Annotated in this window: 22 protein-coding genes and 1 tRNA gene; 13 read left to right on the top strand and 10 right to left on the bottom strand. The window is 59.7% G+C overall.

What is annotated here, in order from left to right:
* Positions 1–15: 15 nt before the first annotated feature.
* From VFW72_RS03860 to VFW72_RS03825, 8 genes are all read right to left on the bottom strand, one after another.
* Positions 16–276 carry a nitrogen fixation protein FixH gene (locus VFW72_RS03860; RefSeq protein WP_329672952.1) on the bottom strand — a complete coding sequence of 87 codons (261 nt, stop codon included), beginning with the start codon at positions 274–276 and terminating at the stop codon, positions 16–18.
* Positions 277–298: 22 nt separating this feature from the next.
* Positions 299–1,777: a cytochrome c oxidase accessory protein CcoG gene (gene ccoG / locus VFW72_RS03855; protein WP_329672951.1), complete on the bottom strand. Its 1,479-nt coding sequence runs from the start codon at positions 1,775–1,777 to the stop codon at positions 299–301.
* Between the two features lie 128 nt (positions 1,778–1,905).
* Positions 1,906–2,841, bottom strand: coding sequence for a cytochrome-c oxidase, cbb3-type subunit III (gene ccoP / locus VFW72_RS03850; RefSeq protein WP_329672950.1), 936 nt, complete (start codon positions 2,839–2,841; stop codon positions 1,906–1,908).
* A gap of 14 nt (positions 2,842–2,855) precedes the next feature.
* Positions 2,856–2,993, bottom strand: a complete 138-nt coding sequence (locus VFW72_RS03845; RefSeq protein ID WP_329672949.1) for a cbb3-type cytochrome c oxidase subunit 3 — start codon at positions 2,991–2,993, stop codon at positions 2,856–2,858.
* 12 nt (positions 2,994–3,005) lie between these two features.
* Positions 3,006–3,635, bottom strand: coding sequence for a cytochrome-c oxidase, cbb3-type subunit II (gene ccoO, locus VFW72_RS03840; protein ID WP_329672948.1), 630 nt, complete (start codon positions 3,633–3,635; stop codon positions 3,006–3,008).
* Between the two features lie 13 nt (positions 3,636–3,648).
* A complete protein-coding gene (gene ccoN / locus VFW72_RS03835) occupies positions 3,649–5,076 on the bottom strand; it encodes a cytochrome-c oxidase, cbb3-type subunit I (RefSeq protein WP_329672947.1) in 1,428 nt (475 codons plus the stop codon).
* Positions 5,077–5,124: 48 nt separating this feature from the next.
* A complete protein-coding gene (gene ccoS / locus VFW72_RS03830; RefSeq protein WP_329672946.1) occupies positions 5,125–5,301 on the bottom strand; it encodes a cbb3-type cytochrome oxidase assembly protein CcoS in 177 nt (58 codons plus the stop codon).
* Positions 5,302–5,313: 12 nt separating this feature from the next.
* Positions 5,314–7,698, bottom strand: coding sequence for a cation-translocating P-type ATPase (locus tag VFW72_RS03825; protein WP_329672945.1), 2,385 nt, complete (start codon positions 7,696–7,698; stop codon positions 5,314–5,316).
* A gap of 121 nt (positions 7,699–7,819) precedes the next feature.
* Here VFW72_RS03825 and VFW72_RS03820 point away from each other — a divergent pair, with 121 nt between their 5' ends.
* Complete coding sequence (locus tag VFW72_RS03820) at positions 7,820–8,296, top strand: DUF192 domain-containing protein (protein WP_329672944.1); 477 nt, start codon at positions 7,820–7,822, stop codon at positions 8,294–8,296.
* A 13-nt stretch (positions 8,297–8,309) separates the two neighbouring features.
* Here VFW72_RS03820 and VFW72_RS03815 read toward each other — a convergent pair whose 3' ends face one another.
* Positions 8,310–9,197, bottom strand: a complete 888-nt coding sequence (locus tag VFW72_RS03815) for a patatin-like phospholipase family protein (protein WP_329672943.1) — start codon at positions 9,195–9,197, stop codon at positions 8,310–8,312.
* A 105-nt stretch (positions 9,198–9,302) separates the two neighbouring features.
* Between VFW72_RS03815 and VFW72_RS03810 the strand changes: the two genes are divergently transcribed.
* The 12 genes from VFW72_RS03810 (at position 9,303) to VFW72_RS03755 (ending at position 22,009) form a co-directional block, all read left to right on the top strand.
* The gene (locus VFW72_RS03810; protein ID WP_329672942.1) at positions 9,303–10,082 is read left to right on the top strand and encodes a sulfite exporter TauE/SafE family protein; all 780 of its coding nucleotides are present in this window, start codon (positions 9,303–9,305) and stop codon (positions 10,080–10,082) included.
* A 51-nt stretch (positions 10,083–10,133) separates the two neighbouring features.
* On the top strand, positions 10,134–11,843 hold the full coding sequence (locus tag VFW72_RS03805; RefSeq protein WP_329672941.1) for a nitrite/sulfite reductase: 1,710 nt from the start codon (positions 10,134–10,136) through the stop codon (positions 11,841–11,843).
* A 22-nt stretch (positions 11,844–11,865) separates the two neighbouring features.
* The gene (locus tag VFW72_RS03800) at positions 11,866–12,372 is read left to right on the top strand and encodes a DUF934 domain-containing protein (RefSeq protein ID WP_329672940.1); all 507 of its coding nucleotides are present in this window, start codon (positions 11,866–11,868) and stop codon (positions 12,370–12,372) included.
* A 14-nt stretch (positions 12,373–12,386) separates the two neighbouring features.
* Complete coding sequence (locus VFW72_RS03795; protein WP_329672939.1) at positions 12,387–13,172, top strand: phosphoadenylyl-sulfate reductase; 786 nt, start codon at positions 12,387–12,389, stop codon at positions 13,170–13,172.
* A gap of 38 nt (positions 13,173–13,210) precedes the next feature.
* Entirely contained in the window at positions 13,211–14,164 is a 954-nt protein-coding gene (gene cysD / locus VFW72_RS03790; protein WP_329672938.1) for a sulfate adenylyltransferase subunit CysD, read from the top strand.
* Positions 14,164–15,489: a sulfate adenylyltransferase subunit 1 gene (locus VFW72_RS03785; protein WP_329672937.1), complete on the top strand. Its 1,326-nt coding sequence runs from the start codon at positions 14,164–14,166 to the stop codon at positions 15,487–15,489. Before cysD ends, VFW72_RS03785 begins: the two co-directional genes overlap by 1 nt.
* A gap of 26 nt (positions 15,490–15,515) precedes the next feature.
* Complete coding sequence (cobA, locus tag VFW72_RS03780; RefSeq protein ID WP_329672936.1) at positions 15,516–16,331, top strand: uroporphyrinogen-III C-methyltransferase; 816 nt, start codon at positions 15,516–15,518, stop codon at positions 16,329–16,331.
* Positions 16,332–16,389: 58 nt separating this feature from the next.
* Entirely contained in the window at positions 16,390–16,713 is a 324-nt protein-coding gene (gene fdxA, locus VFW72_RS03775) for a ferredoxin FdxA (protein WP_329672935.1), read from the top strand.
* Between the two features lie 18 nt (positions 16,714–16,731).
* Positions 16,732–17,793, top strand: a complete 1,062-nt coding sequence (locus VFW72_RS03770) for an NAD(P)/FAD-dependent oxidoreductase (RefSeq protein ID WP_329672934.1) — start codon at positions 16,732–16,734, stop codon at positions 17,791–17,793.
* Between the two features lie 206 nt (positions 17,794–17,999).
* Positions 18,000–20,129 (top strand): TonB-dependent siderophore receptor, encoded by a 2,130-nt coding sequence (locus VFW72_RS03765; RefSeq protein ID WP_329672933.1) that lies wholly within the window; start codon positions 18,000–18,002, stop codon positions 20,127–20,129.
* 136 nt (positions 20,130–20,265) lie between these two features.
* Positions 20,266–20,341: transfer RNA gene (locus VFW72_RS03760), tRNA-Asn, on the top strand.
* A 537-nt stretch (positions 20,342–20,878) separates the two neighbouring features.
* Positions 20,879–22,009, top strand: a complete 1,131-nt coding sequence (locus VFW72_RS03755) for an aminotransferase class V-fold PLP-dependent enzyme (RefSeq protein WP_329672932.1) — start codon at positions 20,879–20,881, stop codon at positions 22,007–22,009.
* Here the strand turns inward: VFW72_RS03755 and VFW72_RS03750 are convergent.
* On the bottom strand, positions 22,006–22,377 hold the full coding sequence (locus tag VFW72_RS03750; protein ID WP_329672931.1) for a response regulator: 372 nt from the start codon (positions 22,375–22,377) through the stop codon (positions 22,006–22,008). The genes VFW72_RS03755 and VFW72_RS03750 overlap by 4 nt on opposite strands.
* Positions 22,378–22,394: the final 17 nt, after the last annotated feature.

Here is a 22,394-nt window from a genome sequence, read left to right as displayed (position 1 = left end):
ACACAGGATTGATGGTCACCGATCGGCTGGCTGGTATGCCTTCTCGGCAGCTTGGTTACGCCCTTGAATTGCAGGAGCCATGTCTGGCTGGCTCTTCGTCTTCGACACGTCGATCACCGGGTCAACGTGCTTGACCGCGATGCCCACCGTAAACAATGACGCAACGACCACGGCCAAGGGCCCACCAATCACCATCCAGACGATAGGCAAACGATACCAAGGCGGCTGCTTGCTAGGGTCCACCTCATTGGCCGAGGTGGTTTGCTTGTCACTCATAAGGAATTCCCATTCAGTAATGTCAACGCGGAACCATGAACGTTGTGCGCTCACGCAAATCGATCTGTGGCTGATCACCGCGACGGACCTGCTCGATGACCAAGGTCATGCCGTGGGCCCCACTGCCCATTCTGAGCGCCACTTCAGGCGGCACACGAACGGAGATGGGTACCCAGCGCGCCTCGGCTGGTCCGAGCTTGATTTCATCGCCCCCTGAAACCGCCGACTGGCTGAGTTGCTCCACCCCAATCCGATAGCGCTGAGGCTCTTCGGTGGCGTTCATCAACTGCACACGGTAGACGTTCTCCACAAAGCCCTCCTCGACCACGCGAGCCAAGGCCCCGCGATCGCGCACGACATCAACTCGGAACGGCGCACGGGTAAACAGGCTGTACAGAAAGGCACTGACCACAACCACAAGGATACCTGTGTAAAGCAAAACGCGTGGGCGTGCGACGCGATGCCACATTTTCTTGCGGCCCCAGCCATTGTCGAGCGCATTGAGCGTGGCGTAGCGGATCAGACCGCGAGGCGACCCAACTTTGTCCATCACCGTATCGCACACATCAATGCATGCGGCGCAGCCAATGCATTCGTACTGAAGACCGTTGCGGATATCGATGCCGGTGGGACAAACCTGAACGCACAAAGTGCAATCAACACAGTCGCCCTTGACCTGGCCCGCCGCATCAGCCTTTTTGGACTTGGCACCACGCGGTTCGCCACGCTTGGTGTCGTAACTGACGATGAGGGTATCGCGGTCGAACATGGCACTCTGGAAACGAGCGTACGGGCACATGTACTTGCAGACCTGCTCGCGCATGTAACCGGCGTTGCCATAGGTCGCAAAACCGTAGAACAGCGTCCAGAACGCTTCCCAAGGGCCCATGCCAAATGAGATGACTTCCTGCGCCAACACGCGGATGGGCGTGAAGTAGCCGACAAAGGTGAAGCCGGTCCACAGAGCGACGGCTATCCAAGACACCTGGGTGCCGGCCTTTCGCCAGAACTTGTCAAACGACCATGGCGACTTATCAAGCTTCATGCGCTTCATGCGATCGCCTTCGAACTTGCGCTCGATCCACATGAAGATCTCGGTATAAACCGACTGCGGACAGGCATAACCGCACCACAGGCGCCCTGCGACCGCAGTGAACAAAAACAGCCCGTAAGCCGAGATGATCAACAAGCCGGTCAGGTAGATGAAATCCTGTGGATACAGGACCAGCTTGAAGATATAGAAGCGGCGCACACCCAAATCAAACAGCACTGCTTGCCGCTCACCCCAGTTCAGCCAGGGCAAACCGTAAAAAATGATCTGGGTGAACCAGACCAACACCCAGCGCCATTTAACAAACCAACCAGCGACCTCTCGCGGGTAGATCTTCTCGGTCTTTTTGTACAACGAGACCATTTCCTCACGTTTACCTGACGACTGAGGATCGGGCTGAATGGGGATGACACGCTTGGTGGAGTCTGCAGAGGATGGGGTGTCGCTCATATCACACACACAAATAAAGAAGGCCGCATGGATACCCTGCAGGGTATCACGATGCGGCCATTCGATCCGAGGTAACCCTTGGTTACTTGACTTGAATCAAGCGGGCACCCCATCGAGTTCAGCGGAACTTATTGCGCTTGAGCTGTCTTGGTGTTGTTAGACAGGCTCCAGACGTAAGAGGCAACCAGCTTGATCTGGTCTGCACTCAAACGGTCCTTCTGAGCAGGCATAACGTTCAGCTTGCCATTGTTGACCATGGCCATAATGGCATCTTCGCCGAAGCCATGCAACCAGATCTTGTCAGACAGGTTGGGCGCACCCAGAGCTTGGGTACCCTTACCTTCGACACCGTGGCAAGCAGCACAAACCTGCTTGAACTTCTCGCGACCCAACTCGGCCTTGATCGAGTTGTGACCCGAACCAGACAAGCTCAGCACATAGTTTGCGACATTGCGGACATCTTCAGGACCACCCACGGCAGCTGCCATCACAGGCATCTGACCACGACGACCTTCGGTGATGGTCTCGATGATCTTGTCAGGCGAACCGCCATGCAGCCAGTCGTTATCGGTCAGGTTCGGGAAGCCCTTGGCACCGCGCGCGTCAGAGCCGTGGCAAGCCGCACAGTTGTTCAAGAACAGCCGCTCGCCAATGGCGTGAGCTTGAGGATCGCGTGCCAGGTCTTCCACCGACATGGGCTTGAACTTGGCAAAGATCTTGTCCTGCTCGGCCACGGCCTTGGCGTTTTCAGCCTCGAGTTGCCCCTTGCTGGTCCAGCCCAGGCTACCCTTCGAAGCACCCAGCGCGGGGTACATGGCGAAGTAAGCCACGGCGAACACAATGGTCAGCACAAACAGACCCACCCACCACATAGGCAGAGGGTTGTTCAACTCACGCAGATCCTGATCCCAGACGTGACCAGTGGTCTTGTCGATGTTGCCTTGAGCATCACGAATGACCTTGTGACGGGCGGCAACCAGCAGCACAGCCACACAGTACACCAGACCGAACACGACGATGCCGACCACATAGGTGGACCAGCCGCTCGAAATGAAGTCGCTCATATAAGAGCCTCCAATCAATCTTCTTGAAGAGGCAGACGACCCGCCTCTTCGAAATGGGACTTGTTACGACGCGAGTACGCCCACGCCGTCACGCCCACGAAAACGCACAGGCAAACAACCGTGAAGATGCTTCGAAGCACGTTGATGTCCATGTGCGTCACTCCTTATTTGACAGCGGTGCCCAGCACTTGCAGGTAGGCAACCAGTGCGTCCATTTCGGTCTTGTCCTTGACCTCGTCGGCAGCAGCCTTGATCTCGTCATCGGTGTAAGGCACACCGACCACGCGCAAAGCCTTCATGCGAGGAGCCAGACCGGCTGCGTCAACCTTGGCGGTTTCAAGCCAGGGGTAGGCAGGCATATTGGACTCAGGCACCACGTCACGTGGGTTGTGCAAGTGAGCACGGTGCCAGTCGTCGCTGTACTTGTTGCCAACGCGCTGCAGGTCAGGACCGGTACGCTTGGAACCCCACTGGAAGGGGTGGTCGTAAACGAACTCACCCGCCACCGAGTAGTGACCGTAACGCAGGGTTTCTGCACGGAAGGGACGAATCATCTGCGAGTGGCAGCCGTAGCAGCCTTCGCGCAGGTAGACGTCACGGCCAGCCAGTTGCAAAGCGGTATAGGGCTTCAGGCCCTCAACCGGCTTGGTGGTGCTGTGCTGGAAGAAAAGTGGAACGATTTCAACGAGACCACCGAAAGCAACTGCGATCAGGATCAGAACGATCATCAGGAAGTTGCTGGTTTCAATGCGCTCGTGAGAGATCGCAGCAGGCTTGTGGTTGTGATCAGCCATGTTGTTCTCCTTATCAAGCTGCGACGGGTGCAGGGATCGCGGTGGTGGTTGCACGGCCAGACATGGCTGTCATGACGGTGTTCCACAGCATCAGGATCATGCCGCCGAGGTACAGCAAGCCACCGGCCACACGCAACACGTAGAACGGATAGGTTGCCTTCACGCCTTCAACGAAGGTGTAGACCAGGGTGCCGTCAGGGTTCACAGCACGCCACATCAGACCTTGCATCACACCGGCAATCCACATTGCGGCGATGTACAGCACGATGCCGATGGTGGCAGCCCAGAAGTGCAGCGAAATTGCGGGAACGCTGTACATCGTGTTGCGACCAAACATGCGGGGGATCAGGTAGTACAGGCTACCGATCGAGATCATGCCCACCCAGCCCAAAGCGCCAGAGTGCACGTGGCCCACGGTCCAGTCGGTGTAGTGCGACAGAGAGTTCACGGTCTTGATGGACATCATCGGACCTTCGAAGGTGGACATGCCGTAGAACGACAGGGCCACGATCAGGAACTTCAGGATCGCGTCATCACGCAGCTTGTACCAGGCACCCGACAGGGTCATGATGCCGTTGATCATGCCGCCCCAAGATGGTGCCAACAGGATCAGCGAGAAAACCATGCCGACGGACTGAGTCCAGTCGGGCAAAGCGGTGTAGTGCAAGTGGTGAGGACCCGCCCACATGTAGGTGAAGATCAGGGCCCAGAAGTGCACGATCGACAGGCGATACGAGTACACGGGCATGCCAGCTTGCTTGGGGATGTAGTAGTACATCATGCCCAGGAAGCCTGCCGTCAGGAAGAAGCCCACGGCATTGTGGCCATACCACCATTGCACCATCGCGTCCTGCACACCGGCGTAGGCCGAGTAGGACTTGGTCAGGCTGACAGGAATTTCAGCGCTGTTGACCACGTGCAGCAAGGCCACGGCGATGATGAAGGCACCATAGAACCAGTTGGCCACGTAGATGTGACGGATCTTGCGGGTACCGACGGTACCGAAGAACACCACAGCGTAAGCCACCCAGACCAAGGTGATCAGGATGTCGATGGGCCACTCGAGCTCAGCATATTCCTTGCCGGTGGTGTAACCCAGAGGCAGAGAAATAGCAGCCAAGAGGATGACCAGCTGCCAACCCCAGAAGGTGAAGGAAGCCAGAGGGCCTGCAAACAGACGCGTTTGGCAGGTGCGCTGAACCACGTGGTAAGACGTGGCAAACAGGGTGCAGCCACCGAACGCGAAAATCACCGCGTTGGTGTGCAGGGGTCGCAGCCGACCGTAGGTCAGCCAGGGAATACCGAAGTTCAACTCCGGCCAAGCCAATTGCGACGCGATCAACACGCCGACAGCCATGCCAACGACGCCCCATAGGACGGCGGCAAGGGCAAACTGCCGAACGACTCTGTCGTTATAAGTGGCAGAGTGAGTGGTTGCCATCTCTTTTTCTCCTTTGTTACACCCGTAATTGTGAGGGCAAACCACTAACTATTCTTGACTAGTCTCAAGTTTCTGGTCCGGTTTGCCATCATCTTTTTGAAGGATTCTCAGCCCTTCTTGCTCCAGATCCTCAAATTGGCCACTGAATACCGCCCACCCCAGGACCCCCAGGATGGCCAGCACCAGCACCACTGAAACTGGAATCAGAACGTAGAGAATTTCCATAAAATCAAATACTTAGCTCTTGGCCGACGTCAGCCGCAACGCATTGAGCACAACCGCCAGAGAACTGGCAGCCATCCCGATGCCTGCCAACCAGGCTGGCAACAGCCCTGCCAGCGCCAGGGGAATGCATGTCAGGTTATAGACGGCCGACCACAGCAAATTCTGATTGACAACACGCAACGCTCGTTTGCTGATGGCCACAGCCTGCGGCAACGCCGACAGACGCCCCCCCAGAATGATGAGGTCAGCCTGCGACTGCGCCAGCGCCGCACCTGCATCGAGTACCACCGACACATCTGCCTTTGCCAGGACAGGTGCGTCGTTGATGCCATCCCCCACTACCGCGACGAACTCGCCTGAGTGTTGAGCTTGCGTGACGACCTCCAGTTTACCTTCTGGGGTGGCGTGCGATTTCGCAATCTTCAGGGTGTTTGCACCACCCAGGTGCGCAATAGCGGCTTCAACTCTGGGGGCTGTATCACCAGAAAGAAGCATGCATTGCCACCCCGCATCGCTCAACTGACCGATGGTGCTGGCCGCATCGGCTCGGAAAACTTCGTCAAACTCAAAGGCAAATATTTCGCCAGAAGAAAAATCTTCCGATTGAGTTGCCAGCCAGACACGTGCCGCGTCCACACCCGGCCACGACTGAACCTGAGTCAAATGGCGGCCCAGCACCCAATCGGCAGCCCCCAAACGCCACATCCGCCCTTCTGCGTCGCGGGCTTGTATGCCTTTACCTGCCAGTTCCGTCACTTCGGTCAGGCCAATGGGCTGGCGCGCCTGAACCGGCTCGGGCAATGTAGCCACCAGTGAACGTGACAACGGGTGCTGTGAAAACGCCGCCAAGCCTCGGGCCATTTCCATGGCCGGCGCATCCAGTGGCACGACACCGCCAGCAGAGACCACACGGACCAAGGTCAAAGTGCCCTCGGTCAAAGTGCCGGTCTTGTCAAAATAGGCTCGCCGCACTTGCGCGAGCGCTTCAATCGCATCCAGCCGCCTGACCAGCAGTCCGTTTTTGCCCATGGCACCCGCAGCAGCCAACAGCGCCGAGGGCGCAGCCAAGGACAACGCGCACGGACACGTGACGACCAGCACAGAAACCGCAACCCAGACGGAGCGCGCTGGGTCGATCCATTGCCAGGCCAGAGCGCCCAGCCCGGCCAAGGCCAGTACGACCCACAGGAACGGCCCCGCCATGCGGTCGGCCATGCGAGCCAAACCAGGCTTCTCGGTCAGTGCCTGTTGAACCAGGGCCACAATCTGTTGATAGCGGGTGTCCGGCCCCAGACGCTCAATGGCAATCCAGATCGGCGCGCCTTGATTCAGGCTCCCTGCCACCACAATTTGCCCCTGCCGCTTAGGTACTGGACGAGACTCGCCTGTGAGCATCGACTCGTCGACCTCGGTCTGCCCCCAAATGACCTGACCATCCCCGGGAATGGCTTGCCCAACCGGTACACGAACGCGATCGCCGTGCTTCAGTGCAGACAAAGGGACCGACTCGACTGCAGCAGAGGACCAGTCCTGGTCGGCGGCATCGCTGGCAGCTCGCTCAACCGCTTCAGGTAGCCGCACGCACAAAGTTTCAAGCGACTGGGTGACCTTCTCTCGCGCCCTGCTCTCCAGCCATCGCCCGGCCAGCAGGAAGGTGACGAACATCGTCAACGAATCAAAATAGGTGGCGTCGCCAAACCGGACCGTGTCTCCGAAGGTGACCGCCGAGCTGACGATGAAGGTGGCCGCCATACCAATGGCCACGGGGGTGTCCATAGAGACGCGACGTTGCTTGGCTGCATGCCAGGCCCCGGAGAAAAACGGCCCGCAAGAAAACAGCATCACAGGCAAACTGAGCACCCAGCAGGCCCAGTTCATGAGACGCCAGATGTCTGCCGGAATTTCGTGAGGCCCGGCGACGTACTGAGGCACGGTGATCATCATCACCTGCATCATGCAAAAGCCTGCGACTGACAACCGCCAAAGCAAGCGTCGCCGCTCTTGCAGGCGCTCATGGCCAGCTCGAGCCGCCGCATCAGGCCACGCACGGTATCCCACAGCCTGAACCGCCTGAACCAGATCCGATAGTTTGACTCGCGATGGATCCAACAAAATGCGCGCGCGTTGCGAGGCAGATTGCACCTGAACCTCATCAACACCCGGCACCGCGCGCAGCGCCTCCTCGATGGTGATGGAGCAGGCTGCACAGTACATGCCAGACAGGCCCAGCCCAATGCGGCGTTTGCTGGAACCCAACGGAGCTTCCAGAACACATTGAGCCAACAGTTGCGGATCATCCAGACCTGCCAGTTGCGATGCCGTCAGTGGCGGCGGCTTCGGACCGGGCCCGCTCCCCTCATCCGGGAGAGACTCGGATCTGACAGGCAAGGAATTCATCAAACGCTCACTGCTAAAGTCTTGGAACGAAAGCTGCCAAGTTTGGCGCGGTGCCGCACTCTACACGCCACCGTGGCCCCATACTTGATCCAAGTAAAAAAAGCCGACCACGAACACAGGTATGAAGCTGAAACGATTCGCGCAGACAACTGCTACTTGGGCCCTGGCGTGGGCCTCATTGGTTTCGATGCCCGCCTGGGCCACCGACAATGGCAAGCCCCAGCAGCTGCCCACGACCACCCTCGGCATCAGTTTCTACAACATCAAGGCTGAGGTGGCACAGACCGAGCGCCAACGTGAAATTGGGCTGATGTACCGAACCGCCATGGGGCCCAACGACGGCATGATTTTCGTGTTCGAGCGCGCTGGCACACAGTGCTTCTGGATGAAGAACACCTTGATTCCGCTGTCGGTGGCCTTCGTCGATGAAGACGGCACCATCGTCAACACCGACGAAATGAAAGCCGAGACGGAAGATGCCCATTGCTCAACCAAGCCCGTTCGCTTTGTTCTTGAAATGAACAAGGGGTGGTTCGCCAAGCGAGGCATCAAACCCGGAACGCGGATTACCGGCGAGTTGTTCGCCGGCAAGCACTGAAGTGCCCTAGCCCTCATCGCCCCCGTGCAGCGATTTTTTCCTTGAGTTGCTGCAACACGGTGAGCGCCGCCTCACGGCCAGCCAGAATCGACAAGCGGCGTTGACTGAAATCGGCGCTGCCGATCCCAGCGAGCTTGGGCCGCATCACCACATCGGCATCCTTGAGTTCATACTGACTGATGCTGTGCCCCATGATGTTGAAGGTCTGCATGAGGATGTCAATGGCGCTCTTGGTCGGCTCGCCCTCTGGTATGGACGAGATATCGACTGCGATGATGATGTCGGCCCCCATCTTGCGCGCAAACTGCACCGGCACCGGTGAAACCAGTCCGCCATCCACATACTCCCGCCCACCGATTTTCACTGGTTGGAAAACACCCGGAACGGAACTGGACGCGCGAACGGCTGTGCCCGCATCGCCGCGCTGAAACAGAATGGGCTGACCGTTGTTCAGATCGGTGGCCACGATGCCCAGTGGGACACGCATATTCTCGATCTGGGTGTTGGCGGTTGCGGTTCGCACGAACTTGGCCAGCGCCTCACCTTTCATCAGAGAGCGGCTGGGAAACATCCAGTCGGTGATGGACGACTCGTCCATGTTCATGGCCAGTTCGGCCATTTCCTTGGGTGTTTTGCCACTGGCATACAGGGTGGCTGCCAAGCTGCCAGCCGAGGTACCCACCACCAGATCGGGCTTGATGCCCTGCTCTTCCAGAACCTGCAAGACCCCGATATGAGCGAACCCGCGGGCTGCGCCCCCACCAAGGGCCAGTCCAATTTTGGGCGGCTTGGGCGCGGGTTTGACCTGCGCAACGGGCGCCGGCGGCGGCGTTTGTTGAACGGCACAGCCCGCCAGCACCAGCCCGCACGCGATGACGGCGGCACGAGACGCACCAGCCACAGCCTTATAGAACCAAAAGTTATTTACTGAATGCAAAAAAGTTGTTCTCATTTATATAGAAGTTTTTTACAGTTCGGGCCTCGATACGATTCCCAGTAGCTCATCATGAATTTTGATTGGACAGCCATTGCAGCGGGCGCCGGAGTAGGCTCCATTGTGGGGCTGACCGGCGTTGGCGGTGGCTCTTTGATGACGCCACTGCTCATTTCGGTGTTTCATCTCGACAAGGCCGTGGCCATTGGCACGGACCTGTGGTTTGCTGGCCTGACCAAGGTGTCGGGTTCGGTGGCGCATCACCGCGAAGGTCATGTCGACTACCACATCACCCGCAAGCTGCTGTATGGAAGCATTCCCGCATCCATCCTGACGATGATCGTCATGCATATGTATGACATCCACAAGACCAAGCAAAGCGCGCTGGCCTACGCTCTGGGCATTGCCCTGCTGCTGACGGCAGTGACTGTGGCGTTTCGCCCTGTGTGGCACAAAGTCGGGATCTGGCTGGAGCGCTGGATCACACGCGAGCGTCGTCCTGCATTGACCGTGTTGTGCGGCGCCATTTTGGGCGTGCTGGTTTCATTGAGTTCGATTGGGGCCGGCGCGCTGGGCGCCACCATGATCCTGTTGCTGTACCCGCGCCTGGATATGAAGCGTTTGGTGGGCAGCGACATTGCTCACGCCGTGCCACTGACGATCGTGGCCGGTATCGGACACGCGTCTCTGGGTAACGTGAACGTAAGCTTGCTGGTTGAGTTGCTCATTGGTTCTGTCCCCGCAATCTGGGTGGCCGCCAAGCTGACCAAGCATTTGCCTGAGACAATCACGCGCTTCGCCCTTTGCGCCTGCCTGATTCTTGCCGCCAAGAAGGTCTTGCTGACCGCTTGATCTTCTGAAGATTTTTGACACATTGACACCCGGCCAGACCGGATAGATGCCATGTATCAGTACACTGAATTTGACAAACAGTTCGTCCGCCAGCGCGCGGCTCAATTCCGCGATCAGCTTGAGCGCAATCTGGCCGGCAAGCTGGGCGATGACGAGTTCCGCCCTCTGCGTCTGCAAAACGGCTGGTACATCCAGCGTCATGCGCCCATGCTGCGCATTGCTGTGCCTTATGGCGAAATCTCGTCCAAGCAGATTCGTCAGATCGCCCGCATTGCACGCGAATACGACCGCGGCTATGCCCACTTCACCACCCGTCAAAACATCCAGTTCAACTGGATTCCGCTGCCCAAGAGCGCGGACGTGATGGACCTGCTGGCTGAAGTCCACATGCACGGCATTCAGACCTCGGGCAACTGCATCCGCAACATCACCTCTGACGCCACCGTGGGTGTGGCGCAGGACGAAATCATCGACGCTCGCCCCTATTGCGAAATCTTGCGTCAGTGGTCCACCCTGCACCCCGAGTTCGCCTTCCTGCCCCGCAAGTTCAAGATTGCGGTGAATGGCGCCAAGGAAGACCGCGCAGCCGTTTACTGGCATGACATCGGCCTGAACCTGGTCAAGAACGACGCTGGCGAAGTGGGCTTTGAAGTGATCGTGGGCGGCGGCATGGGTCGTACCCCGATCACCGGCACCATCATCAACAGCTTCGTGCCTTGGCAGCAAATTCTGGTCTACATCGAGGCCATCGTTCGCGTCTACAACCGCTACGGTCGTCGCGACAACATGTACAAGGCCCGTATCAAGATCTTGGTGAAGGCCGAAGGTCAGAAGTTCTTTGACCAGGTCAACAAGGAATTCAACGACATCCTGACACGTGATGTGGACGGCGCTGCCCACATCATTCCTCAGGCTGAATTCGACCGCGTGGCCGCCAGCTTCGTCTACCCCGAAGCGGTGAAGGCCCATGCCGCCGCTGGCAATGGTTTGCCTGCTGACGCCTCCGACGCCGAGAAAACCCAGTTCAGCAAGTGGCTGGAACGTAACGTGGTAGGCCACAAGGTTCAGGGCTACAAGGCCGTGCACCTGTCGGTCAAGCGCGTGGGTCAAGCCCCTGGCGACGTGACCGATGCTCAACTGGAAGCCATTGCCGACATGGCCGACCGCTTCAGCTGCGGCGAACTGCGTGTCACCCATGACCAGAACGCCCTGCTGCCCTTCGTGCGCGAAGAAGACCTGTTTGAAGTGTGGAAGGCCGCCAAGGCCAACACCCTGGCTTCGGCCAACATCGGCCTGCTGAGCGACATGATTGCTTGCCCAGGTGGGGACTTCTGCGCCTTGGCCAATGCGCGCTCCATCCCGATCGCCAATGAACTGATCGAGCGCTATCAAGACCTCGACGAGTTGTATGACATCGGCGAAATCGACCTGCACATTTCCGGTTGCATCAACTCCTGCGGTCACCACCACACCGGCCACATCGGCATCTTGGGCGTGGACAAGGACGGCACCGAGTGGTACCAGGTCACCCTGGGTGGCTCGGATGGCTCCAACCATGCCCCCGTCAGCACCGCTGGTAAGGTCATTGGCCCCTCGTTTGCCGCCGACGAAGTCAGCGATGTGATCGAAGCCATTATCGAGACCTACCGCAGCCAACGCGCCGCCAACGAGAAGTTCATCGACACCGTCAAGCGCGTGGGCATCGATCCCTTCAAGAGCGCCGCCAACGCCGTGCGTCGCACCACAGCCAAAGCAGCCTGATTGGTCGAAAGGACAGAACATCATGAAATTCATCGACATCCATCACGACCAATGGCACACCGTGGGCGGCGAAGACGGCCCCATGGCTCACCCCCCCATCAAGAGCTACAGCCTGTTGACTCTGGCTCAGTGGCACGCCGTGCGCGAGCAGTGGCCAGCTCAAGGCTCGGCTGACTACAAGCCTGTGGGCGTGATCCTGCCTAACGACACCGACATCGAAGTGCTGGAAGCCGACACTGCCAAATTGGCGCTTGTCGTGCTGCAGTTCCCCAAGTGGGTGGACGGCCGCGCATACAGCCAAGCGCACATCCTGCGCTCGCGCTATCGCTTTGCTGGCGAAATTCGCGCCACGGGCGAAGTGCTGGTCGACATGATGCCGCTGGCAGCTCGCACAGGCTTTGACGCCGTGGTGCTGCGCGCCGATCAAGACCGCGCTGCGGCTGAGCGCGCACTGGGATTCTTTGCCGCTCGTGGCCACTACCAGGGCGACGTCAAGGTGACCCAACCCGTGTTTGGTCGCGCAGCCTGATTCCGGAGACTCCCATGAGCGAAACCTCTCCTATTGGTGGTGTCTCGTCGCTGATCGGCGGTGCAGCCCCTGCCGGTTCGGCCATCTCGCTGTACAACAAGCCGAGTGCCGATTACGCCGCCAAGGTGCACGCCACCATCGAGTTGCTGAAGGCAGCTGCGTTTGAGCACCCCGGCAAGGTCGTGCAAGCCACCAGCCTGGGCGTGGAAGACATGATCATCACCGATCTGATCGCCCGCCACCAGTTGCCCATCGCGATTGGCACGCTGGAAACTGGCGCGTTGCACCCTGAAACAGCGGCCCTGATCGGCACGATCGAGTCGCACTACGCCGACGCTGGCATTCACGTCGAGGTCTACAAGCCTGTGGCCGAAGCCGTGATTGAATTCGTGCAAAAAAATGGCGAGAAGGCCATGTACGAAAGCATCGATTTGCGCAAGGCGTGCTGCGGCATTCGTAAACTGGAGCCTTTGGCCCGCATGTTGGCTGAGCGTTCGGCTTGGATCACCGGCCTGCGCCGCGAACAGTCGAACAACCGTGGCGACATGCAAGCCCGCGAGCAAGACGACAAGGGTCGCGCCAAGTTCAACCCGATGATCGAGTGGACCTGGGGCGATGTGTGGCACTACGTGGCCGTGAACCACGTGCCCTACAACCCATTGCACGACCAGTTCATGCCCAGCATTGGCTGCGCGCCCTGCACGCGCGCCATCGCTGTCGGCGAAGACTTCCGTGCCGGTCGCTGGTGGTGGGAAGACGAGAAGGCCAAGGAATGCGGCCTGCACGTCCACCAGAAGTAACGCGCCCGAATCAAGAATCTGACCAAAAAGTTGAAGCTATGACTGATGTGAACCAATTGCTGGCGGATGTGGATCACCGCCATCTGGACGCGCTGGAAGAAGAAGCCATCTTCATCTTGCGTGAAGTGGCTGCCAGCTTCGAGCGCCCAGGCCTGCTGTTTTCCAGCGGCAAGGACTCGTGCGTGGTGCTGCACCTGGCCGAGAAGGCCTTCAAGATGAAGAACCCCGAAACCGGCAAGCTGGAAGGCAAACTGCCCTTCCCGCTGGTGCACGTGGACACCGGTCACAACTTCCCTGAAGTGATCGAGTTCCGCGAAAGCCGCGTCAAGGAAATCGGCGAGCGCCTGATCGTCGCGCACATGGAAGACTCCATCAAGCGTGGCACCGTGCGCCTGGCGCACCCACTGGAATCGCGTAACGGCCACCAGACCGTGACCCTGCTGGAAGCCATCGAAGACAACCGCTTCGACTGCCTGATCGGTGGCGCCCGTCGTGACGAAGAGAAGGCCCGCGCCAAGGAACGCATCTTCTCGCACCGCGACAGCTTCGGCCAATGGCAACCCAAGGAACAGCGCCCTGAGCTGTGGAACCTGTTCAACACCCGCATCAAGCCGGGCGAACACTTCCGTGCCTTCCCCATCTCGAACTGGACCGAGCTGGACGTGTGGCTCTACATCGCCCGCGAAGGCATCCCACTGCCAAACATCTACTACAAGCACCCCCGCAAGGTGATGCGCCGCAAGGGCCTGCTGGTGCCTCTGACCGAGGTCACCCCCGCACTGGAAGGCGAAACCATCGAGACCGTGGACGTGCGCTTCCGCACCGTGGGCGACATGACCTGTACTTGCCCCGTGGAATCGACCGCCGCCAACCCGGCTGACATCGTCGCCGAAACCCTGCACGTGACCGTGAGCGAACGCGGCGCCACCCGCATGGACGACCGCACCTCCGAAGCATCGATGGAGCGTCGCAAGAAGGAAGGTTATTTCTGATGAGCACCGTGACCCACAACCAGGCCAGCGAAGAACTGGCACACAAGGCCCTGCGCTTCCTGACTGCTGGCAGCGTGGACGATGGCAAGAGCACCCTGATCGGCCGCCTGCTGTTTGACAGCCGCGCCATTCTGGCTGACCAACTCGACGCGCTGGAAAAGCGCGCCGCAGGTGCCCCCATCGATCTGTCGTTGCTGACCGACGGTCTGGAAGCTGAGCGCGAGCAAGGCATCACCATTGACGTGGCCTACCGCTACTTTGCGACCAAGACCCGCAAGTTCATCATCGCCGACGCCCCTGGCCACGAGCAGTACACCCGTAACATGGTGACCGCTGCCGCTGGCTCCGATGCTGCGGTGGTGCTGGTCGACATCACCAAGATCGACTGGAAGGCTTCGCCCGTGCCGCTGCTGGCACAGACCCGTCGCCACAGCCTGCTGGCCCACTTGCTGCGCGTGCCCAACATCGTGTTCGCCATCAACAAGCTGGACGCGATCGAGCAAGACACCGAAACCGCCTTCAACAACGTCAAAGCTTCCCTGGAAGCTTTTGCCGAACAAGCTGGCATCAACAGCAAGGGCGTGATCCCTGTGTCGGCCCTGCGCGGCGACAACGTGACCACACCAAGCGCCAACTGGACCTGGTACCAAGGCCCCACCCTCCTGCAAGTACTGGAAAGCCTGCCTCCGAGCGATGAGCGCCACGACGGTGCCTTGCTGCACCCCGTGCAGTACGTCACCCGCGATGCCGTTGGCGAAGGTGAAGCTTCGGCTTCGGGTACGGGCCACCAATACCGCGCCTTCTGGGGCCGCATTGCCCACGGCGCAGTCAAAGCTGGCGACGAAGTGCAAATTTTCCCGAGCGGCGAAACCGCCATCGTGGCCGAAGTGCGTCACGCCGCTTTGGTGGTCGACTCTTGCGAAGCCGGCCAATCGGCTGGCATCGTGCTGGACCGTCAGGTCGATATCTCGCGTGGCGACTGGATTGCCTCGCCTGGCAGCATCAAGCCCACCGACAGCTTCAAGGCCACCCTGGCCTGGCTGGACACCGAACCTGCCGTGGTCGGCCGCAAGTACTGGGTCCGCCATGGCAACCGTTGGGTGCAAGCTCGCATCACCTCGATCGACAATAAATTGGACATCCATACCCTGTCAGATCAAGAAGCAAGCGAATTGGCCGTCAACGAGATCGGAACTGTGCAGATTCAGACACAACAGGCTTTGCCGGTTGAGCCATATGTGGACAATCGAGTCGGCGGCGCCTTGATCGTGGTGGACCCCACCACGAACCGCACTAGCGGTGCTCTGTTGGTCAAGGCTGCCTGATTTCAGATCAAGCCTTTACGCACATCATGACTCAGCCCTGCTCCCTGGTTACCGCCAAAGTTGTCTTTATCGGGGCCGGCCCCGGGCAGGCTGATCTGATCACGGTGCGTGGTAGCCGCATCCTGGCTCAGGCCCATGTGGTGCTGTTCGATGCCTTGGCCGACGAGGCCTTGCGCGACCTGGCACCACAAGCCACCTGGATCGATGTGGGCAAGCGCGGCTTTTCTGGCAAGGAAGGCAGCGACTTCAACGGCCAGACCCGCATCAACCAACTGCTGGTTGAACAGGCCTTGGCTGTGGGAGCCATTCACGGCGACAAAGGCTTGGTCGTGCGCCTCAAAGGCGGGGACCCCAGCCTGTTTGGCCGCCTGGAAGAAGAACTGCATGTGCTCTACGATGCCGGCGTGGCCTGCGAAGTGGTGCCCGGCGTGACCTCCGCTCTTGCCGCGGCGGCAGCCACCCAACGCCCCCTCACGCGCCGCGGCACCGGCCGTAGCGTGGCGTTCACCACGGCCATGACGCGTACGGGCGACCTGCAATGCGGCATGGGCCCCGGTCAACGCGCCGATACCGAAGTGTTTTACATGGCGGGACGCCAACTGGATCCGCTGTCCAAGGGCCTGTTGGAAGCGGGATGGCCTGCCGACACCACCGTCAGCGTGGTGTCTCGGGCCGGTTGGCCTGATATGCGCCACTCGATGCACACCGTGGATACCTTGGGTGCCGCCAGCGAAATACACGCCGGCCGCCCCACCCTGGTGATCGTGGGCAACGGCGCCACCGACATTCCTGAACAACCATTGACCCATATCGCCCTTTGCGGCGAAGGTCGAAACGCCTGAAAGCGTTGCGGCCCGTTAAAATTTCAGATTAACCCTTAACTGTTTCAAGAGACCTGACATGACCCACGTCGTCACCGAAGCCTGCATCAAGTGCAAATACACGGACTGTGTGGACGTGTGCCCGGTGGACTGCTTCCGCGAAGGCCCCAACTTCCTGGTGATCGATCCCGACGAGTGCATCGACTGCGCCGTCTGCATCCCCGAGTGCCCTGTGAACGCCATCGTTCCCGAAGAAGACGTTCCTGGCAACCAGCAGCAATTCATCAAGATCAACGCTGATCTGGCCAAGTCGTGGCCCAGCATCACCAAACGCAAAGAGCCCTTGCCTGAAGCCGAAGAGTGGAAGGACAAGACTGGCAAGCTGGATCAACTGATCCGCTGATCAACGACGCCAAAACTCATGCATGACACCGACGCCCTGGTCATCGGGGCAGGCCCAGTGGGCCTTTTTCAGGTCTTCCAGCTTGGACTGCTGGGCCTGACGGTGCATGCCGTGGACGCGCTGCCACAGCCGGGAGGCCAGTGCGCAGCGCTCTACCCCCAAAAGCCCATCTACGATGTTCCCGGGGTGCCCGTGTGCACCGGCCTGGAGTTGGCTGACCATCTGCTGAAACAGGCCAGCCCCTTCACCGGAACCCACCATGAACACCTGCACCTGGGCGAACTGGTCGAGATTGTCGAGCCGCTCCCGGACGGGCAGACAGGCTATCGTGTCGTCACCCACAGTGGCCTGACTTTTCATACCAAAGTCGTGGTCATCACGGCTGGCGCCGGTGCCTTTGTGCCTCGGAGCATGAAAATCGCCGGTCTGGATGAAGGTCCGCATCTGCACTACTACTTGCCCGAGGAAAGCGGTGTGGCCACACCGTGGGTTCATCAGCGTGTCGTGATCGCCGGCGGCGGAGACGAAGCGCTGTCTGCGGCATTGGCCCTGGCTGCGCAAGTCGGTACAGCCACAGGCCCGGCGCGTGTCAGTCTGATGCATCGCCGGGACCAGTTTCAGGCAGAACCGGAACTGGAGACCGCGGTCCGAGCGCAGATTCAAGCCGGCTCGATTGAATGGATTCAAGGCATGCCAGACCATGCCTGTGTCAATGACGGGCGCCTGACCGAATTGCACGTACTGGGTTCCGATGGAAGCGTTCACACCCATGCAGTGGACCACGTGCTGGTTCGACAAGGCCTGAGCCCCAAGCTGGGCCCGCTGTCTAACTGGGGTCTGACTTTGGAGCGCAAGCAGATTCCGGTTGATGTCAGTACCTTTCAGACTGCCCTACCCGGCATTTACGCTGCGGGCGACATCAACACCTACCCAGGGAAAAAGCGCCTTCTGGTGTGTGGCTTTCACGAAGCCACCATGGCCGCCTACGCGGCGCGCGAGTGGCTTCGCCCCGACGAGCCGCATCACCTCCAGTACACCACCACGAGCACTCTGCTGAAACAGCGCCTGGGCGTGGCCTGAGCCCACCCGTCATACAATGGCAGCTTCGCTAGGGGTGTTGGCAACCAACCGGTCGCCGACTGAGACAGTCCCTTTGAACCTGTGAGTTAATCCTCGCGCAGGGAAGCACCATGCATTGGCTGGGCCTGCTGCTGTCAGGCTGCCCACGCCGCCCGGTCGCCCTCTGCGGGAGACAACGCGCCACCAAGGCGCATCGGGCTAGAAACATGCATCCACGTTTTCAATTGACGCCATTGGTCTGCGCATTGGCCGCCGTTGCGCTGCCTGAGTGGGCCTCCGCCCAGGACGCAGGCACCCTGCCAGCCGTTTCCGTGCAAGCCCCATCGACCAAGAGCGGTGAGGCTCAAATTGCCGGCTTTGGCAACACGCCCAGCTGGAAAGTGCCCGCGCAATCGGTCAGCTTCAGCGACCAGGCCCTGCAAGAGGCGGGTATCACACGGGTGTCAGAGCTGGCCAAGGTGGACGGCAGTGTCAGCGGTGGCTACAACACCACGGGATACTGGGATGATCTGACCGTTCGCGGCTTTGCGCTCGAAGGCGCCTACAGCTACCGCCGTGAAGGCTTGCCCTACAACGCCGAAACCCGCATTCCGCTCGACAACAAATCCAGCCTGGAGCTGTTCAAGGGCACCAGCGGCATTCAAGCCGGCATCAGCGCCCCTGGCGGGCTGGTGAACCTGGTGGTCAAACGCCCGGAAGGCCACGTGCGTTCCGCAGAAGTGGCCTGGACCAGCGCGCGCAGCTTCAAAGTGGCCACCGATCTGTCTGATCGCTTTGGCGACCAGCAACAGTTTGGCTTGCGCATCAATGCGGCGCACGAGCGCCTGAACCCTGAAGTGCGCGACGCTCAAGGCCAGCGCCATTTGCTCTCGGCCGCCACCGATTGGCGCCTGAATTCCGACACCACGCTGGAGGCGGAAGTCGAGCAAAGCCGCGCAGCACAACCCAGCGTGCCCGGTTTCAGCATGCTGGGCAACACCCTGCCCAAGGCCAACACGATTGACCCGCGCATCAACCTCAACAACCAACCGTGGAGCCTGCCCGTGGTCTTCCAAGGCCAGGTAGGCACCCTGCGCCTGAACCAGCAACTCAACACAGACTGGCGTTGGCAAACCACCTATGGCTACCAACGCCTGGTCACCCAAGACCGAATCGCCTTTCCCTATGGTTGCTATGCCGAAGATATCTCCTCCGGCTACTGCTCCAACGGCAGCTTTGATCTGTACGACTACCGCAGTGAAAACGAGGTGCGCAAGGTGCAGTCGCTCGACAGCCATGTCGATGGCACCGTGCAATGGGCCGGCATTCAGCACCAACTCAGCCTGGGCGTGCTGCGCAGCTTCCAAACGGTGTCAGCCGCGTCGGCTGCGTACAACGGGGTCGGAACCGGCACCATTGACGGCCTGACGGTGATCGCCGAAGGCAACGGCATCACTCGCGATTCAGCCATGGGCAACCGCCGAGAAGGCTCGACCGAGTGGTACGCCCGCGATGCCATTCAGTGGAATGCCGACTGGTCTTCCTGGTTCGGTGTGCGCCACACCCGACTGAACCGCACAGGCTTCCAGTCCGACGGTTCGGACCCATCGCAACCGCTGCGCCAAAGTTTCACCACCCCGTGGTTGGCCACGGGCTACCAGTTCGCACCCATGCAACAGGTGTATGCCAGCTGGGGCGAAGGCGTACAGGCCCTGGTGGCGCCCACCCCATATGGCGCGTCATACGACAACTCGGGCCAGCCTCTGCGCGCCCAAAGGACGCGCCAACTGGAAGTGGGCCTCAAAGGCCAATGCCCTCACACCATCTGGGGCGTGAACTGGTTCCGCACGCAAAAACCTGAAACCAACGGCGTTGGCACCGTGTACAAGGTTGATGGCGATAGCCTGCACCAGGGGCTGGAAGGCATGATGCGCTCCACACTGGGCCGTTGGACACTGGACCTCAGCGGCATGGTGCTGGACGCCAAGCGTCGCGGCAGTGCGGACACCACCATCAACGGTTTGCGCCCCACCAACGTGCCTGACCATACGGTGAAGGTTTCGGCGGCCTACCGCCTGGAAAGCATTCCCGGCCTGACGACACAAGCCGCCATCGTTCACGAGGGTCGCCGCATGGTGACCCCCGACAACAGCCAGCATGTGCCATCGTGGTCGCAACTCGACGTGGGCCTGCGCTACACACAACGTCTGGGCGCTCAGGCCGTGGTGTGGCAAGCAGGCGTGCAGAACGTGACCGACGAACGCGCATGGCGCTCCACCCCGTATCAGTTCGATCACGTGTACCTGCTGCCCTTGGCGCCACGCACCTTGACCGCGTCCGTCTTGATCGACTTCTGATGAGTGTTTGATTTGCCCAACAGCTTGCAAAAAGCATGGGGGACTTGAACCAAAACAGAAAATGATGCTATAGTTACGTTCTCGGTTGACGACAGCAACGAAACAAACGAAGCAGTCAACAACTGAACCGACATATTCCCCGATAGCTCAGTCGGTAGAGCGCCGGACTGTTAATCCGTAGGTCCCTGGTTCGAGCCCAGGTCGGGGAGCCAAAATAAGCCAAGTGTGACAAGCACTTAGCAGCAAAAGCCACCGCAAGGTGGCTTTTTGCTTTCTGGCGATATGAGACGAGATAAGAGACGCGTCTCTTATCCAGTGTTTTGGCTTCATGCAGAACCAGGCCAATGCCAGTGCCTTCGAACGTGTTGGACTGCAGTCGCACGAATGGCTCAAACATGAGCTCCGCCGCACTTATTTGCGGGCGTTGCCAATCAAATCGACCAGTGCTGGAGCAGCAAGTTGGGGGCAGCGTGGACCTTGGGCATCGCCATGAAACATGGGTCTGCGAGAGTTTCAAACAAGAGGCTCAACTGACCCCGGCATCAACCGAAGCGCTCCACGGTTTAACACGAAGGTTTATTTCGCCACCAATCCTCACTGCAATGGCCTGCCCCGATCAACCCGTTGTCGTGCAGGCCACAGCAGCTTGGTGAAAGTCCTCACCGCAAGACAGGTGGATCTGCAACGCAAGGTTCACAGCCCGGTGCTAAGCTGGAACAACACGATTTCATTGCAAAAGAGGAAACCCCATGCCCGGCCTGCTGCCTGATGTCGATCCCGACGGCCTGCTTGAATACTCGGTGGTCTTCACCGACCGCTCTCTCAATCAGATGTCGCAGAAGTTTCAACGCATCATGCGCGACCTGTCTGGGATACTGAAAGAGGTGTACCGCGCTCGTTCGGTCGCTTTGGTGCCCGGCGGCGGCACATTCGGCATGGAGGCGGTGGCACGGCAGTTCGCAACCGGCAAGAAGGTGCTGGTCATCCGCAATGGCTGGTTCAGCTTCCGCTGGTCGCAAATCTTTGAGATGGGGCACATTCCCGCCGAAGAAACCGTTTTGAAGGCCCGGCCCGTGGCAGAGGGGCGCCAACAGGCGTTTGCGCCTGCCCCGATTGACGAGGTGGTGGCCACCATCCGCGCAAAACGCCCCGACCTGGTCTTTGCGCCCCACGTGGAAACGGCCTCGGGCATCATCTTGCCAGACGACTACCTGAAAGCCGTGGCCGATGCGGTTCACGAGGTTGGCGGCATGTTTGTATTGGATTGCGTGGCGTCGGGCGCCGTGTGGGTTGATATGCAGGCCACCGGGGTGGATGTGCTGATCAGCGCGCCACAAAAGGGCTGGAGTGGCTCACCCGGATGCGCCTTCGTGATGCTGAGTGAGCGTGCGCGCACGGCCATTGAGCAAACCACCAGCACCAGCTTTGCGGCTGATTTGAAAAAATGGCTGCAGATCATGGAAACGTACGAAGGCGGCAGCCACGCGTACCACGCCACGCTGCCAACTGAAGCCATTGCCCGCACCTGCCAGATGATGCAGGAGACACGCGAGTACGGCTTTGACAAGGTTCGCCAGGAGCAGTGGGAGCTGGGCCGCCGCGTGCGAGCCCTGATGGCCAGCAAGGGCATTCGCAGCGTGGCTGCAGAAGGGTTCCAAGCACCCGGAGTGGTGGTCAGCTACACCGACGACGACGGCATGCACACCGGCAAGGCGTTCATTGCACAGGGTCTGCAATCAGCCGCTGGCGTACCACTTCGTTGCGACGAGCCCGCTGACTTCAAGACCTTCCGTGTAGGCCTGTTTGGTCTGGACAAGTGGCACAACCCCGACCGGACGGTGGCCAGTCTGGAGGCCGCCCTCAATAGGATTTTGGGCTAGGCTGAGGCCAGCATGTTTTCCAAGGTTTCGATGAGTTCAAGTGGACTGAAGGGTTTGATCAGGTAGCCATCCGCGCCGGCATCCTTCCCAGCCTGTTTGTCGGCAACCTGCCCTCGCGCGGTCAATAAGATCACCCGAATCTGGCTGAGTTGAGGATCGGACTTGATGCGTTTGCAGACCTGCAGACCATCAAGTTCGCCCGGCATCATGATGTCCAACAGCACAAGATCAGGATGGAATTCGCGGACGATGCGCAATCCCTCGGCGCCATCGGGCGCTTCGCGAATGTCATAGTCTTCGAACTCCAGCGTCATGCGGATCAACTTGCGGATGTCGGGCTGGTCTTCGGTGATCAAGATGCGTTTCATGGTGACATCTCCTTGAG

This window comes from Aquabacterium sp. (genome assembly GCF_036273115.1).
GTDB lineage: Bacteria > Pseudomonadota > Gammaproteobacteria > Burkholderiales > Burkholderiaceae_C > Aquabacterium.
Note: the sequence above shows the minus strand (reverse complement) of the source record. Positions and strands in the feature narration are given on the sequence as shown.

Coding starts and splice junctions, on each gene's coding strand:
- VFW72_RS03860 (WP_329672952.1), bottom strand. CDS start 276: ATGAGTGACAAGCAAACCACCTCGGCCAATGAGGTGGACCCTAGCAAG.
- ccoG (WP_329672951.1), bottom strand. CDS start 1,777: ATGAGCGACACCCCATCCTCTGCAGACTCCACCAAGCGTGTCATCCCC.
- ccoP (WP_329672950.1), bottom strand. CDS start 2,841: ATGAGCGACTTCATTTCGAGCGGCTGGTCCACCTATGTGGTCGGCATC.
- VFW72_RS03845 (WP_329672949.1), bottom strand. CDS start 2,993: ATGGACATCAACGTGCTTCGAAGCATCTTCACGGTTGTTTGCCTGTGC.
- ccoO (WP_329672948.1), bottom strand. CDS start 3,635: ATGGCTGATCACAACCACAAGCCTGCTGCGATCTCTCACGAGCGCATT.
- ccoN (WP_329672947.1), bottom strand. CDS start 5,076: ATGGCAACCACTCACTCTGCCACTTATAACGACAGAGTCGTTCGGCAG.
- ccoS (WP_329672946.1), bottom strand. CDS start 5,301: ATGGAAATTCTCTACGTTCTGATTCCAGTTTCAGTGGTGCTGGTGCTG.
- VFW72_RS03825 (WP_329672945.1), bottom strand. CDS start 7,698: ATGAATTCCTTGCCTGTCAGATCCGAGTCTCTCCCGGATGAGGGGAGC.
- VFW72_RS03820 (WP_329672944.1), top strand. CDS start 7,820: ATGAAGCTGAAACGATTCGCGCAGACAACTGCTACTTGGGCCCTGGCG.
- VFW72_RS03810 (WP_329672942.1), top strand. CDS start 9,303: ATGAATTTTGATTGGACAGCCATTGCAGCGGGCGCCGGAGTAGGCTCC.
- VFW72_RS03805 (WP_329672941.1), top strand. CDS start 10,134: ATGTATCAGTACACTGAATTTGACAAACAGTTCGTCCGCCAGCGCGCG.
- VFW72_RS03800 (WP_329672940.1), top strand. CDS start 11,866: ATGAAATTCATCGACATCCATCACGACCAATGGCACACCGTGGGCGGC.
- VFW72_RS03795 (WP_329672939.1), top strand. CDS start 12,387: ATGAGCGAAACCTCTCCTATTGGTGGTGTCTCGTCGCTGATCGGCGGT.
- cysD (WP_329672938.1), top strand. CDS start 13,211: ATGACTGATGTGAACCAATTGCTGGCGGATGTGGATCACCGCCATCTG.
- VFW72_RS03785 (WP_329672937.1), top strand. CDS start 14,164: ATGAGCACCGTGACCCACAACCAGGCCAGCGAAGAACTGGCACACAAG.
- cobA (WP_329672936.1), top strand. CDS start 15,516: ATGACTCAGCCCTGCTCCCTGGTTACCGCCAAAGTTGTCTTTATCGGG.
- fdxA (WP_329672935.1), top strand. CDS start 16,390: ATGACCCACGTCGTCACCGAAGCCTGCATCAAGTGCAAATACACGGAC.
- VFW72_RS03770 (WP_329672934.1), top strand. CDS start 16,732: ATGCATGACACCGACGCCCTGGTCATCGGGGCAGGCCCAGTGGGCCTT.
- VFW72_RS03765 (WP_329672933.1), top strand. CDS start 18,000: ATGCATCCACGTTTTCAATTGACGCCATTGGTCTGCGCATTGGCCGCC.
- VFW72_RS03755 (WP_329672932.1), top strand. CDS start 20,879: ATGCCCGGCCTGCTGCCTGATGTCGATCCCGACGGCCTGCTTGAATAC.
- VFW72_RS03750 (WP_329672931.1), bottom strand. CDS start 22,377: ATGAAACGCATCTTGATCACCGAAGACCAGCCCGACATCCGCAAGTTG.